We start from the raw sequence: 13835 nt of genomic DNA on the forward strand, positions 1-13835 counted from the left end.
CCCGGTGTGATCCTCACGAAGCGGCAGCTCAACCGCACCTACCTGCAGCGCCAGCTGCTGACGACGCCCGACGGCGAACCCGATCCACGCCCGGTCGACGAGATCGTGGCGCACCTCGTCGCGGTGCAGGCGCAGGAGGTCGACGCGCCCTACGTCGGCCTGTGGACCCGGACCCGCCGGGCACGGCACGAGGATCTCGTCGAGGCGCTCACCGACCGCCGGGTCGTGCGCGCCGGGCTGCTGCGGCGCACCCAGCACCTGACCACCGGCACCGACTACCGCTGGCTGCGGCCCATGCTCAAGCAGCGGCTGGGGGCGGGCGGGCTGTCGCCGTTCGCCAAGGAGTTCGCCGGGCTGGACATCGCCGACATCGGCGCGGCCGGGCGCGACATCCTGCGCGGCCAGGCCATGACCCGGCCCAAGCTGGCGAAGGCGCTCGGCGAGCGGTTCCCCGGCCGCAAGGGGATCGCCCTGGCCTGGGTCGTGCAGTTCCAGGAGAACCTGGTGCACCCGCCGCCGTCCGGGGTCTGGCGCCGCCGCGGGCACGTGACCTGCGCGCTCGCCGAGGACTGGCTGGGCGGGCCGATGGAGCAGCGGCCGGACGTGTGGACGCTGCTGCGGCGGTACCTCGCCTCGTGCGGCCCGGCGAGCGTCGCGGACCTGCAGAACTGGTCGGGGATGAAGCGGCTCCGCGACGACGTCGAGGCGCACCGGCACCGGCTGCGGGTCCACCGCGACGAGCGCGGGCAGGAGCTGTTCGACCTGCCGGACCTGCCGGTGTGCGGCGGCGACGAGGAGCCGCCGGTGCGCTTCCTGCCGGAGTTCGACAACCTGGTGCTCAGTCACGAGGACCGCACCCGGATCATCGCCGACGAGGACCGCGCGAAGGTCTGCCCGGGCTATTCGATGGTCCACCCCACCTTCCTGGTCGACGGGTTCGTCGCGGGCATCTGGTCGGTGACGGCCGAGGCCCTGACCGTCTCGCCGTTCCGCCGGCTGACCGATGACGATGCGGCGTCGGTACTGGCCGAGGCCGGCCGACTGAAGGCGTTCCTTCAGGTCGACGTCACGGTGCGCCTCGACCAGAGCTGACCGGCCAGCCTGGCGGCGCCCAGGGCGGGGTCATGGGCGGTGCCGACCTCCACGCCACGGTCGTGCAGGGCGTCCAGCACCCCCGCCCGGACGGGCGTCGGCCCGGTGAGCAGCCCTCCCGCCAGTACCACCGCCGCATCAGGGGCATCGAGGGCGTCGAGCGTGCGGAGCAGCCGGTCCACGCCCTCGGCCACGATCGCGGCGGCGGCCGGGTCACCGTCGGCGGCGAACTCGCACACGACCGGGGCGAGCGCGGCGAACGACCCGAGCGGCAGCCGCTGCGCCCAGTGCACGAGGTCGTCGGCGGACGTGACGCCGGCGTGCAGCGCCACCCGGACGGCGAGCCCCGACGACGACCAGTGCCGCGCCGCGTGCCGGACCGCCTGCAGGCCCAGCCAGAGGCCGGAGCCCTCGTCGCCGAGCAGCCAGCCGAGGCCGTCGGCGGCGCGCACGACCTCCGTGCCGTCGATCAGCGCCGCGACCGCCCCGGTGCCGGCGATCAGCACGGCGCCCCGGTCCGCGGTGGACCCCGCGGCGTAGGCGGTCACCGCGTCGGCGACCACGGGGACCGGGCAGGTCAGGCCGATGGCCGCCCACTGGTCGGCGAAGCCGGCGGCGACGCCGGGATCAGCGAGGATGCTGACCCCGGCGACTCCCACCACGCCCGCGACGACCCCACCCGGATCGTGCGGGCCGAGTGCCTCGCGGACCGCCGCGCCGATCGCAACCGCGGCCGCCGACCCGACAGCGGACGGGTTGCCGGCACCTGCCGCCCCGCGCCCCAGGACCGTCCCGTCGGCCGAGGTGACGACCGCTTTGGAGGCCGTACCGCCGGCATCGACCCCGAGGATGAGCACCATGGCGATGATGGAAACATAGAAAATGCTTATTGACTAGAAGTTGAAGTGGTCGTAATTTTCATCGCCAAGACGGGACGATGAAAAGGATGACCGTAGTGACCGGTGAGAGCGGCGGGCTGCTGGGGCGGCTGCGCATCGAGGGGCCGACCATGCCGGATGCCCTCGGGAAGATCGCGGAGACCATCCTCAACGACCCCGAGACCGCGGCGCACGCCAGCATCGTCGACCTCGCCGAGCGGTCGGGCACCTCCACGGCGACCGTGACCCGGTTCAGCCGCACGCTCGGCTTCAAAGGCTACGCCAACCTGCGGGTCGCCATCGCGACCGAGACCGGCCGCGCCGAGCAGGCCCGCTGGGAGACCGACATCAGCGGCGACATCGCGCCCGACGACCCCCTCGACGGGGTGCTCGACGTGATCACCGCCGCGGACACCAGGGCGATCCAGGCGACCGCCGCCGGTCTCGACGTCGCGCAGGTCGAGCGGGTCGCCGCGGCGATCGCCGGCGCCGGGCGGGTCGAGATCTTCGGGCTGGGCAGCAGCGGCACCGCCGGCCGGGAGATGGCCTTCCGGCTGGAGCGCATCCGCGTCCCGGTCTGGTACCGGTCGGACAGTCACACCGCGCTGACCAACGCCGCGCTGCTCGGCCCCGGCGACGTCGCGATCGGCCTGTCGCACTCCGGCCGCACCCGCGAGGCGATCGAGACCCTCGCCGAGGCCGCCGACCACGGCGCGCTGACGGTGGCGGTGACGTCGTTCGGCCGCTCGCCGCTCGCCGAGGTCGCCGACGTGGTGCTCACGACGTCGGTCCACGAGACCACCTTCCGCGTCGCGGCCCTCTCCGCACTGCACTCGCAACTGCTGGTCCTGGACCTCATCTACGTGGCGGTCGCGCAGCGCACCTATGAACGGACCGCCGAGGCCCTGGAGCTCACGGTGCGCGCTGTGGACGCGCACCGGGTGCCCGACACGAACAGCAACCGCAAGCGACCACGGAGGGAAAAGCCGCTGTGACCAGCATCAGAAGTGGGGACTACGTCGAGGTGATCCGCGCCGCCATCGACCGGGTCACCAGCACGCAGGGCGAGAAGGTGGCGCACGCCGCCGACCTGATGACCGCCACGCTGCAGGCCGGCGGGGTGATCCAGGCGTTCGGCTGCGGGCACTCCGAGGCCCTGGCGATGGAGATCGCCGGCCGCGCCGGAGGGCTCGTGCCGACCAACAGGATCGCCCTACGCGACATCGTCCTCTACGGCGGCGACCCGTCGACCGTCCTCGCCGACCCGCAGCTGGAGCGCACGCCGAGCGTCGCGCACCGGCTCTACGACCTCGCCCCCGTCAAGCCCGACGACACCTTCGTCATCGCCTCCAACTCCGGCGTCAACGGCGCCGTGGTGGAGATGGCGCAGCTCGTCAAGCAGCGCGGGCACGCCCTCATCGCGATCACGTCGCTCGAGCACTCCTCGCGCGTCGACTCGCGGCACGAGAGCGGCATGAAGCTCAGCGACTTCGCCGACGTGGTCCTCGACAACGGGGCACCCTACGGCGACGCGTCGCTGCCCCTGCCGGGCGGCGGCGCGGTCGGCGCCGTCTCCTCGATCACCGCGGCCCTGCTGGCCCAGCAGATCGTCACCGAAGTGGTGGCGCGGCTGCTGGCACTCGGCGTCACGCCGCCGGTCTACCTGTCCGACAACGTTCCAGGCGGGCGGGAGCACAACGCAGCACTCGAAGCGCGGTACGCCGGGCGCATCCGGCGTACCGCTTAGGAGAGAAGGCCCAGTCATGAACCCATCACCCTTCGCCCAACCGTACCCGACAAGACGGACCGTCCTGCGTGCGGCGGTCACCGCGGGAGCCACGCTCCCGCTGCTCAGCGCGTGTGTGACCAGCGGCAAGGACAGCGACGCCAAGGCCGAGACCGGCGCCAAGAGCTCCACCAACCCGCTCGGTGTGAAGGAGGACGCGCCGCTGGAGGTCGTCATCTTCAAGGGCGGCTACGGCGACGACTACGCGAAGAAGGCCGAGGGCCTGTACACGTCCAAGTACCCGAAGGCCACGATCGACCACAAGGGCATCCAGAAGGTCGGCGAGGCGCTGCAGCCGCGCTTCGTCGCCAACACCCCGCCGGACGTCGTGGACAACACCGGCGCCGGCCGCCTCGACCTCGCCACGCTCGTCGGCGCGAAGCAGCTGTCGGACCTCAAGGACCTGCTGGAGGCGCCGTCGTTCGACGACCCGGCGGTCAAGGTCAAGGACACGCTGCTGCCGGGCGTCATCGAGGACGGCACCTTCGACGGCTCGACGCTCGTGCTCAACTTCACCTACACCGCGTGGGGTCTCTGGTACAGCAAGCCGCTCTTCGCCAGCAAGGGCTGGACGTACCCGAAGACCTGGGACGAGATGATGGCGCTCTGCGCCACGATCAAGGCCGCGGGCATCGCCCCCTGGACCTACCAGGGCAAGTACCCCGAGTACATGAACGACCCGCTGCTGACCATGGCGGCGAAGACCGGCGGCACCGACCTGCTCAAGGCCGTGGACAACCTGCAGCCGAACGCCTGGAAGTCCGACGCGTTCAAGGCCGCCGCCGAGGCGTTCGCCGAGCTCGCCGCGAAGGGCTACATCATGGCGGGCTCGGAGGCGCTGTCGCACACCGAGTCGCAGGCCGCGTGGTGCCAGGGCAAGGCCGCGTTCATCCCCTGCGGCTCCTGGCTCGAGGCCGAGCAGAAGGACGTCGCGCCCAAGGGCTTCGACATGGTGATGGGCGCCGTGCCGGCCCGCACCGCCTCGGACAAGATGGGCGGCGCGGCGATCCAGGCCGCCAGCAGCGAGGCCTTCATCGTGCCGGCCAAGGCCAAGAACGTCGCCGGCGGCATGGAATACCTGCGGATCCTGTTCTCGAAGCAGTCGGCGAAGAGCTTCGCCGAGAGCGCCGGCACGCTGCCCGCGGTCGTCGGCGCCACCGACGGGCTCACCCTGTCCAGCGGTCTGGACTCCACCAGCGCCGCGGTCAAGGCCGCCGGCAAGGAGGCCTTCACGTTCCGCTTCCGCACCTGGTACGCGCCGCTGGCCAAGGCCGTCGACGACGCCACCGGCGAGCTGATCAACAAGCGGGCCACGCCGGCCGAGTGGGCCGACCGCATCCAGAAGGCCGCCGACGCCATCGCCAAGGACAGCTCCGTCAAGAAGTACACCCGCTGATGAAACACGGTCGGCTCCGGTTCCTCATCGGTGCGCTGGCGCCGGCGCTGGTGCTGCACGTCATCTTCGTGCTGTCACCGTATGGGCAGGCGTTCTACCTCTCGCTCACCGACTGGACCGGCGTGGCCGGCGAGGCGCACTTCGTCGGGGCGGGCAACTACGCCCGCCTCGGCGGCGACTCTCTCTTCCTGGACGCCGTGCGCAACAACGCGGTGATGCTGATCTGCGTGCCCCTGGTGACCATCGCGCTGGGTCTGTTCCTGGCCAGCATGCTGCACCTCGGCGGGAGCAGCGGCCGGTCGTCCATCCGCGGGGCGGGCGTCTATCAGATCGTCTACTTCTTCCCGCAGCTGCTGTCCCTCGTGGTCGTCGCGGTGCTGTGGGGGTTCGTCTACAACCCGACCAACGGCCTGCTCAACGGGGGGCTGCGGGCGGTCGGCCTGGACGGGCTGGCCCGCAGCTGGCTGGGCGATCCGCAGCTGGCACTGCCGGCGGTGATGGCGGTGCTGATCTGGTCGTCGGTGGGCTTCTACATGGTGCTGTTCAGCGCGGCGATCGACAGCATCCCGAAGGAGCTCTTCGAGGCGGCGCTGCTCGACGGTGCCGGCCGATGGGCGACCTTCCGCAAGGTGACGCTGCCGCTGGTCCGCGACACCGTGCAGGTCGCGTTCGTCTACCTGAGCATCGGGGCGCTGGACGGGTTCGCGGTCGTGCAGGTCATGACCGCGGGGCCGGGCGGCCCCGACGGCGCGACCGAGGTCATCGGGCTCTCGCTCTACCGCAACGCCTTCACCTACGGCAAGTTCGGCTACGCCTCCGCGATGGGGGTCACCCTGTTCTTCGCCACCCTGACCCTCGCCGTGCTCGCGCTGCGCTCGGGACGTAAAGAACGGTTGGAACTGTCGTGAAGCGCTTTCCGGTACACCTGGCGATGCTGGCGTGGGGCGTCGTCACCGCGCTGCCGCTGCTGTGGGCGATCGTCAGCTCCTTCAAGAAGGACAACGACATCCTCAACAGCCCCTGGTCGCTGCCCACGGATCCGCAGTGGGGCAACTGGGCCAGGGCGTGGAGCCAGGCGAACATCGGCAGGTACTTCTTCAACAGCCTGATCGTGGTGGGCGGGGGCGTGCTGCTCACGATGCTGCTCGGCTCGCTGGTCGCCTACGCCCTGGCGCGCTACGACTTCCGCGGCAACCGGTTCATCTACTACGTGTTCGTCGCGGCCATGTTCTTCCCCGTGTTCCTGGCCCTGGTGCCGCTGTTCTTCGTCGTGCAGCAGCTCGGTCTGCTCGGCACCTACCAGGGGCTGATCCTGGTCTACGCCGCGTACGCGGTGCCCTTCACGGTCTTCTTCCTGCACGCGTTCTTCAAGACGCTCCCCACGGAGGTGGCGGAGGCGGCGTTCCTGGACGGCTGCTCGCACGGCGCGGTGTTCTTCCGCGTCATGCTGCCCATGGCCCGTCCCGGTCTCGTCGCCGTCGGCATCTTCAACTTCCTCGGGCTCTGGAACCAGTACCTGCTCCCCCTGGTCCTCAACCCCGACCCAGATCGGTATGTCCTGGCGCAGGGTTTGGCCGCCCTGTCGGTCAGTCAGGGGTATCGCAGCGACTGGAGCGGTCTGTTCGCCGGTCTCACCATCGCAATGCTGCCGGTGCTCATCGCCTACGTCGCGTTCCAACGGCACATCCGAGCCGGTATGACCGCCGGCGCGGTCAAGTAAGGTCCGTCAAACTCCTTTCCCTTCAAGGAGGACTGTGCCCATGTCCATTGGCAAGCGTCGATCTCTGGCAACCGTCGCGGCCGGCGTCGCGCTGCTCGGTGCGGGAGGTGCCGTGGCCGTCACCGCGGCCACCGTCGGCACCGCCGCGGCCGCGGCGAACAACTGTGGCTACCTGTTCGACGACTTCAACTACAGCTCGTCGTCGGACCCCACGCTGACCAGTCACGGGTGGGTGCCGCGCACCTACGCCGGCGGTCCCGGCGTGCCCGGCGCGACCTGGTCGGCCAACAGCATCACCTTCCCGACCAACGGCGGTCAGAAGGTGCTCCAGCTGCAGGCCTCCACCGACGGCACCGGCGGCGGCACCAACCAGGCCGAGCTGTACTCCTCGCAGAAGCGCTACCTCGAAGGCACCTACGCGAGCCGGGTCCGCTTCACCGACACGCCCGTCAGCGGCAACGACGGCGACCACATCAACGAGACGTTCTTCACCATCAGCCCGCTCAACGGTGACCTCGACCCCACCTACAGCGAGCTGGACATCTCGGAGTACCTGCCGAACGGCGGCTGGGGCGAGCAGGGTCCGATCAACTACCAGACGACCTGGTACACCTACCGCAACGAACCCTGGTTCGCCGACAACGTCCACTCGGAGCAGCGGCGCAGCTTCGACGGGTGGCACGACCTGGTGGTCACCGTCGCGAACGGGCACGTCATCTACTACATCGACGGCGTCCAGATGGGCGACCACTCCGGCAAGTTCTACCCCCGCCAGACGATGACCATCAACTGGAACCTCTGGTTCATCGACACGGCGGCACACACCGGTGGGATGTCGACCTACATCCAGCAGGTCGACTGGGTCCTGTTCGCCAAGAACCAGGTGCTCACGCCGGCGCAGGTGACCAGCCAGGCGGGCGCGTACCGCTCGGCCGGCAACGCCTTCACCGACACGGTCGACTCGGCCGGTCCGTGCGTGACGCCGACCGGCTCGGCCACGCCCACCACCTCCGCGTCACCGTCCAAGTCCCCGTCGGCGTCGCCGTCGGTCTCCACCCCTCCGGCCACCAGCTGCAACGCCGCCCCGGAGTGGTCGATCGGCGCCGTCTACAACACGGGCCAGACCGTGAAGCACGAGAAGAGCAAGTACGGCGACCCGAACGGCCCCGCCTCGGGCCAGGGCAAGCACCTGTGGCGCGCCAAGTGGTGGACGCAGGGCTCCGAACCCGGCTGGACCGCCAACTGGGAAGACCTCGGCCACTGCTGAGTTAGGTACGCGGCAGGGCGGGCACCGAACGCCGGTGTCCGCCCTGCCGTGTCGGTCGGCACGGCGCTCACCCCGGCCGGCGCCCGCTAGACGCCGCTCGCCCGGTCCAGCAGGAGGGCGCGTTCGCGCTCGTTGCGGGTCATCGACGCGGCTCGCTCCAGCTCGGCCCTCGCCTCGTCCCGGCGGCCGAGCTTGAGCAGGAAGTCGGCGCGGACGGTGGGCAGGAGGTGATAGCCACGCAGCGACGGCTCCTCCAGCAGCGGGTCGAGGACGGCCAGGCCGGCCGCGGGGCCGTCGGCCATGGAGACGGCGACGGCACGGTTCAGCTCGACGACCGGGGACGGGGGCAGCTCGGCGTACAGGGCGGCGATGCGGTGCCAGTCGGTGTCGGCGGCCGTGGCGGCGCGGGCGTGGCAGGCGGCGATCGCGGCCTGGAGAGTGTACGTGCCGCCGCCGAGGCTCTCCGCGGTCGACAGGGCGGCCAGGCCGCGGCTGATGAGGAGCCGGTCCCAGCGCGAGCGGTCCTGCTCCAGCAGCACGATCGGCTCGCCGGACGGGCCGGTGCGGGCCGCGGAGCGGGAGGCCTGGATCTCCATGAGCGCGAGCAGGCCGTGGACCTCGGGCTCGGCCGGCATCAGGCCGGCCAGGACGCGGCCGAGACGCATCGCCTCCTCGCACAGCGCCGGGCGCATCCAGTCGTCGCCGGCCGTGGCGGAGTAGCCCTCGTTGAAGATGAGGTAGATGACCTCCAGGACGGAGCCGAGCCGCGCCGCGCGGTCGGCGCCGGTGGGCAGCTCGAAGGGCACCCGCGCGTCGGCGAGGGTCTTCTTGGCCCGGCTGATGCGCTGGCCGGCGGTCGCGCCCGGGACGAGGAAGGCGCGGGCGATCTCGTCGGTGGACAGGCCGCCGAGCACGCGCAGGGTCAGCGCCACCCGGGACTCGGCGGTGAGCGCCGGGTGGCAGGCGGTGAAGATCAACCGGAGGAGGTCGTCCTCGATGGTGTCCTCGCCGATGGCCTCGAACTCGTCCTCGGCGGTGTCGGGGTGCAGCAGGTCGGGCATCCGGGCCTCGAACCGCTCCCGGCGCCTGATCTGGTCGATCGCCCGCCGTTTCGCGGTCGTCATCAGCCAGGCGCCGGGGTTGCGCGGCACGCCCTCGGCCGGCCACTGCTCCAGCGCCGCCAGGAGGGCGTCCTGGGCCAGCTCCTCGGCGAGGCCGACGTCACCGACCATGCGTGCGACCCCGGCGATGACCCTGGCCGCCTCGATCCGCCAGACCGCCTCGATCGCCTGGTGGGTGTCCGCTCGCGTCACGGCACCAACGTAGCGTCAGCCGAAGTCGGCCACCTTGCGGACCTCGACCTCGATCTCGATCTCGTCGAACAGCGCGGTGAAGCGCTGCGCCCACTCCACGGCCTCGGCGTGGTCGCGGACCTGCAGGATCGCGAACCCGGCGATGACCTCCTTCGCCTCGGCGAACGGCCCGTCGACCACGGTCTGCGTGCCGTTTTTGGCGCGGATCACCGCGGCGCCCTCCGAGCTCGGCCGCAGTCCCTCGGCCGCGAGCAGCACGCCCGCCTTGTTCACCTCGGTCATGAACCCGCCCATCCGGGCCAGGAACTCGGGCGTCGGCGACCAGGCGGCCGGGTCGGCGTCGTTGACCTTGTGCATCAGCATGTAGCGCATCGTGGATCTCCCTTGTCGTGGTCCAGCAACTGTCAACGCGTCGAACGGCGGCCGCGGTTTTCGACACCGGCGCCGAACGAGAGTTCCGCCGCCGCGTCGCCGACCTCGCGGCGCAGGATCGGGTCGAGGGAGCGCTCGGCGAGCATGACCGAGGCGAGCCGTCGCGACCGGCCGGCGTACCGGGGAAACGCCTGCCGCACGATGAGCTTCGCGAACAGCTGGTAGCGGCCGGACACCATCGCGGGCGCGTCGGCGAAGAAGCGCTCCACATAGGGGTCGGTGAGCTCCTCCTGGCCGTGCTGCCAGAAGCCGGCCGCGGCGGCCATCGCGATCCCGGCCCGCTCGTCGCGCACGATCAGCTCCCACGCCTCCGCCTTCGCGTCCGCGTCGGGCAGGGCGGCGTGGCACCTGGCGGCCTTCTCGGCGCCGCGGGTGCCGGGGTCGCGCCGGGACTCCGCGGTGACGTCGGCCGCGGACGCGGCGCCGAGCGCGGCGAGCCGGGCGAGCGCGTCCCAGCGCAGGTCCTGGCTGACGACGAGGCCCGTGGCGCCGGTGGGCGCGGGCAGCAGCGGCGACGACGCGGGCGCCGCCACGCCGGTGAGCACCGAGACCGGTGTGGGGGCGAGCCAGTCGGCGAGCGTCGGGACGTGCGGCGGCCCGGCGACCGTCGTCAGCGCGGTCGCGAGCGCGACCTGCCGCCCGCTGCCCGGCGCCGCCGCCGACAGGGCCGCGGCGCAGATCGCGGCGAGCGGGCCGAAGTCGACGAGCCCGCGCCGGGCGAGGTCGTCCCGGGCATACGCGAGGACCTCGACCAGCACACTCGTCTCCGGCTCGCCGGCCAGCGCGGCCTCCAGCAGGGTGAGGAACGCCTCGGGGGACAGCTCGCCCTCGCCGGCGGCGTCCATCGCCGCGGTCCACAGCAGCGCACGCGCGTGGGAGTCGGCGATCGCGGGCAGGACGGACGGCAGCGCCGCGAGGCTGGCGGGGTCGAGGAGCACCTTCGCGTAGGTGTCGTCGACGAGCAGCACACCGCCCGGCGGCAGGCCGGACCGCCCGTCCACCGCGACGGACCCGCCGTCGAGGGTGACCGGGGCGTCCCGGACGCGTGCGCCGTGACTGTCGTACACCGTGATCCGGAACCGGTGCGGGCGCAGCGGCGCGCCGGTCTGCTCGACGGTCAGGCCCGACGGCCCGGGCAGCGGGCGCAACGTGTTGAACCCGGTGCTGCGCAGCCACAGGTCGGCCCAGCCGTCGAGGTCGGTGCCCGCCACCGAGCCCAGCACGGCGAGGAAGTCGGCGAGGCCGGCGTTGCCGAAGCGGAACCGCTCGAAGTAGGCGCGGAGCCCGGCGAGGAACACGTCGTCGCCGAGGAGCGCCGACAGCTGCCGCAGCGCCGCGGCGCCCTTGGCGTAGGAGATGCCGTCGAAGTTGAGGAACGCGGCGGCGGTGTCGGCGACGTCGTCGGGCGCGACCGGGTGCGTGGAGGGCCGCCGGTCGGCGAGCATGCCCCAGCGCTCGCGCCACGCCGCGAAGTCCGCGGCGGCACCGGGGTGGCGGCCGGTCTCGGCGGCGACCCGCCACCCCATCAGCTCGGCGAACGCCTCGTTGAGCCAGATGTCGTCCCACCACCTCAGGGTGACGAGGTCGCCGAACCACATGTGCGCCAGCTCGTGCGCCATGACCACGAAGCGGCGCAGCCGGTCGTAGTCGGTGGCCACGGTCCGGAAGAGGAACTCCTCCTTGAACGTGACCAGGCCCGGGTTCTCGACCGCGCCGCCCGGGAAGTCGGGGATGAACGCCTGGTCGTACTTGCCGAACGCGTACCGCACGCCGAAGAGCTCGTGGTAGCGGTCGAGGTTCGCGGCCGTGGCGGCGAACAGCTCGCCGGCGTCGGCGTCCAGGTGCGGCGCGAGGGACCGGCGGCAGAGCAGGCCGAGCGGGATGCCGTCGTGTTCGGCGGTACGGACGTGCCACGGCCCGGCGAGCACGGTGAAGAGGTACGGCGCGATCGGCGGGGTCGGCTCGAAGGCCCACACGCCGTCGCGGGCCTGGTGCAGCGGCGCGTTGCCGTGCACCGTCCACTGTGGAGGTGCGGTGACGGTCAGCGTGACGGGCGCCTTCAGGTCGGGCTGGTCGAAGCAGGCGAAGATGCGCTGCGCCTCGTCGAGCGGCGCCTGCCCGTACAGGTAGACCTCGCCGTCCTCGGGGTCGACGCTGCGGTGCAGCCCTTCGCCGGTCCGCGAGTAGGCCGCGGAGAACGTCACCTCGAGCCGGTTGGCGGCGCGCAGCCCGGGCAGCGGCAGCCGGTTGCCGTCCAGCGTGGCCGGGTCCAGGGTCCGCCCGTTGAGGACGATCCGCTCCGGCCGGACGCCTTTCATCTCCACGAAGGTGGCGGCGCCGGGTGAGGTGCAGGCGAAGTCGACGACGGTGCGGGAGACGTACGTGGCGGGGTCGGTGACGTCGAGGGAGACCGCGTATCCCCCGACGCGGACGAGTGCGGCTCGGGTCTGCGCCTCGACCCGGGTCAGGGCGCGGCTCGGGCTGATCATTCCCCGACGCTACCCGGACCGCGGCGGCGCAATGCGCCTACTCGGCCCGCGACAACGACAGTTCGCGCGGGTCCGGGCCGGCGGCGGTGGCGGTCGCCCCGGGGGCCACCCGGCCGGCGAGCAGCGCGCCGGCGACCGCCGGCAGCAGCGCGATCAGGAACGCGGCGACGTAGGCGACCGGCCCGGCGGTGACGAGCGCGGCGAACACCGCCCCGCCGACCGCGAGCACCACCGTCGTCAGCAGCGAGTCGGCAACCGACAGCGCGGAGCTGTTGACGCCCTGCTCGTCGGCCCGGGACAGCTGCAGGACCAGCGTGGACGCCGTCGGCGACGCCAGCCCCATGCCGAACCCGGCGACGCACCAGCCGGCCACGACCGCCACGACGGGGACGGCCGGCGCGACCAGCGCGACCGCCGACAGCACGCCGAGCGCGATCGCCGACAGGCCGGTCCGCAGCCGCGCGGCGGGGCTGAAGCGCTGGCCCTGGCGGGCCTGGATCCACGAGCCGGCGGACCACAGCAGCGCCCCGGCGGTGAGGGTGAGCCCGGCCAGCGACGGGGTGAGGCCGCGCTCGCGGGTGAGCAGCAGCGGGATGAACACGTCGGCCTGCATGAACGCGGCGCCGGCGAGCCCACGGACGAGGATGACGCTCGGCAGGCCGCGGCGGGCGCCGAACGTGCCGGACGGCACCAGCCGCGGCCCGCAGACGGCGACCAGCAGCAGCCCGCCGGCCACGAGGGCGAGCCCGCCGTGCTGGCCACCCCAGTGCAGCAGCAGCACGCCCGCCGCGACGCCGGCCGCCCACGGTATGCGGGCGCCGGCCCGGGCACCGGGAGTGCCCGGGGTGCCTGGGGTGCCTGGGGTGCCGGCGGTGCCCGGCGTGCCGGCGGTGCCGCCGATCGGGCGCACGTGCGGGCCGATCACCGCGGCGACGGGCAGGGTCGCGATCGCGATCAGCAGGAAGACCCAGCGCCAGCCGAGGTGCTCGACGATGAGCCCGGCGATGGCCGGGCCGACCACGGCGGGCAGGACCCACGCGGCGGACAGCGCGGAGAAGACGCGCGGGTGCGCCGACGCGGGGTACGCCCGCCCGACGACCACGTAGAGCGCCACGGTGATGAGCCCGCCGCCGAACCCCTGGACGAGGCGGCCGGCGATGAGCGTCCAGATGCCGGTGGCGAGGCCGGCGCCGAGCAGCCCGAGGCAGAACAGCACGACGCCGGCGAGGATCGGGCGGGCCGGGCCGCGCCGGTCGCACCAGGTGCCGGCGGCGACGGTGGCGACGATCCCGGTCGCGAACGGCCCACCGAACGCGAATCCGTAGAGGGCGAGGCCGTCGAGGGCCTGGGCGACGGTCGGCATGGCCGCCGTCACGGCCACCGCCTCGAAGGCGACGAACGTGACCAGCGTGACCATGCCGACCGTGAGCGCGTTGCGTTTCTGCACCTCGTCACGGTGCAA

At 72.4% G+C, this 13835-nt stretch carries 12 protein-coding genes; 7 read left to right on the top strand and 5 right to left on the bottom strand.

The window, feature by feature from the left end; all coding sequences use genetic code 11:
* The first annotated feature begins 6 nt into the window (after positions 1-6).
* Complete coding sequence (locus ABD332_RS44655; RefSeq protein WP_344510414.1) at positions 7-1092, top strand: winged helix DNA-binding domain-containing protein; 1086 nt, start codon at positions 7-9, stop codon at positions 1090-1092.
* Here ABD332_RS44655 and ABD332_RS44660 read toward each other — a convergent pair.
* Positions 1056-1952, bottom strand: a complete 897-nt coding sequence (locus tag ABD332_RS44660) for an N-acetylglucosamine kinase (RefSeq protein WP_344510416.1) — start codon at positions 1950-1952, stop codon at positions 1056-1058. The genes ABD332_RS44655 and ABD332_RS44660 overlap by 37 nt on opposite strands.
* A gap of 86 nt (positions 1953-2038) precedes the next feature.
* Between ABD332_RS44660 and ABD332_RS44665 the strand changes: the two genes are divergently transcribed.
* The 6 genes from ABD332_RS44665 to ABD332_RS44690 are packed head-to-tail and all read left to right on the top strand — an operon-like array spanning position 2039 to position 8139.
* Entirely contained in the window at positions 2039-2965 is a 927-nt protein-coding gene (locus ABD332_RS44665; protein ID WP_425552388.1) for a MurR/RpiR family transcriptional regulator, read from the top strand.
* Between the two features lie 29 nt (positions 2966-2994).
* Positions 2995-3717, top strand: a complete 723-nt coding sequence (locus tag ABD332_RS44670; RefSeq protein WP_425552391.1) for a sugar isomerase domain-containing protein — start codon at positions 2995-2997, stop codon at positions 3715-3717.
* Between the two features lie 16 nt (positions 3718-3733).
* A complete protein-coding gene (gene ngcE / locus ABD332_RS44675; RefSeq protein ID WP_344510420.1) occupies positions 3734-5152 on the top strand; it encodes an N-acetylglucosamine/diacetylchitobiose ABC transporter substrate-binding protein in 1419 nt (472 codons plus the stop codon).
* A complete protein-coding gene (locus ABD332_RS44680; protein WP_344510422.1) occupies positions 5152-6060 on the top strand; it encodes a carbohydrate ABC transporter permease in 909 nt (302 codons plus the stop codon). The genes ngcE and ABD332_RS44680 overlap by 1 nt, the downstream gene beginning before the upstream one ends.
* Before the next feature lie 23 nt (positions 6061-6083).
* A complete protein-coding gene (locus ABD332_RS44685) occupies positions 6084-6872 on the top strand; it encodes a carbohydrate ABC transporter permease (protein WP_344510465.1) in 789 nt (262 codons plus the stop codon).
* 40 nt (positions 6873-6912) lie between these two features.
* Complete coding sequence (locus tag ABD332_RS44690; RefSeq protein ID WP_344510424.1) at positions 6913-8139, top strand: glycosyl hydrolase; 1227 nt, start codon at positions 6913-6915, stop codon at positions 8137-8139.
* 86 nt (positions 8140-8225) lie between these two features.
* On the opposite strand, the gene ABD332_RS44695 is transcribed toward ABD332_RS44690, so the two are convergent.
* The 4 genes from ABD332_RS44695 to ABD332_RS44710 are packed head-to-tail and all read right to left on the bottom strand — an operon-like array spanning position 8226 to position 13820.
* A complete protein-coding gene (locus ABD332_RS44695; protein WP_344510426.1) occupies positions 8226-9452 on the bottom strand; it encodes an RNA polymerase sigma factor in 1227 nt (408 codons plus the stop codon).
* Positions 9453-9467: 15 nt separating this feature from the next.
* Complete coding sequence (locus tag ABD332_RS44700) at positions 9468-9824, bottom strand: YciI family protein (protein ID WP_344510467.1); 357 nt, start codon at positions 9822-9824, stop codon at positions 9468-9470.
* A gap of 32 nt (positions 9825-9856) precedes the next feature.
* A complete protein-coding gene (gene pepN / locus ABD332_RS44705) occupies positions 9857-12373 on the bottom strand; it encodes an aminopeptidase N (protein ID WP_425552389.1) in 2517 nt (838 codons plus the stop codon).
* Positions 12374-12410: 37 nt separating this feature from the next.
* Complete coding sequence (locus tag ABD332_RS44710) at positions 12411-13820, bottom strand: MFS transporter (RefSeq protein WP_344510427.1); 1410 nt, start codon at positions 13818-13820, stop codon at positions 12411-12413.
* Between the last annotated feature and the right edge of the window lie 15 nt (positions 13821-13835).

The organism is Dactylosporangium maewongense, assembly GCF_039531485.1.
Classification (GTDB): domain Bacteria; phylum Actinomycetota; class Actinomycetes; order Mycobacteriales; family Micromonosporaceae; genus Dactylosporangium; species Dactylosporangium maewongense.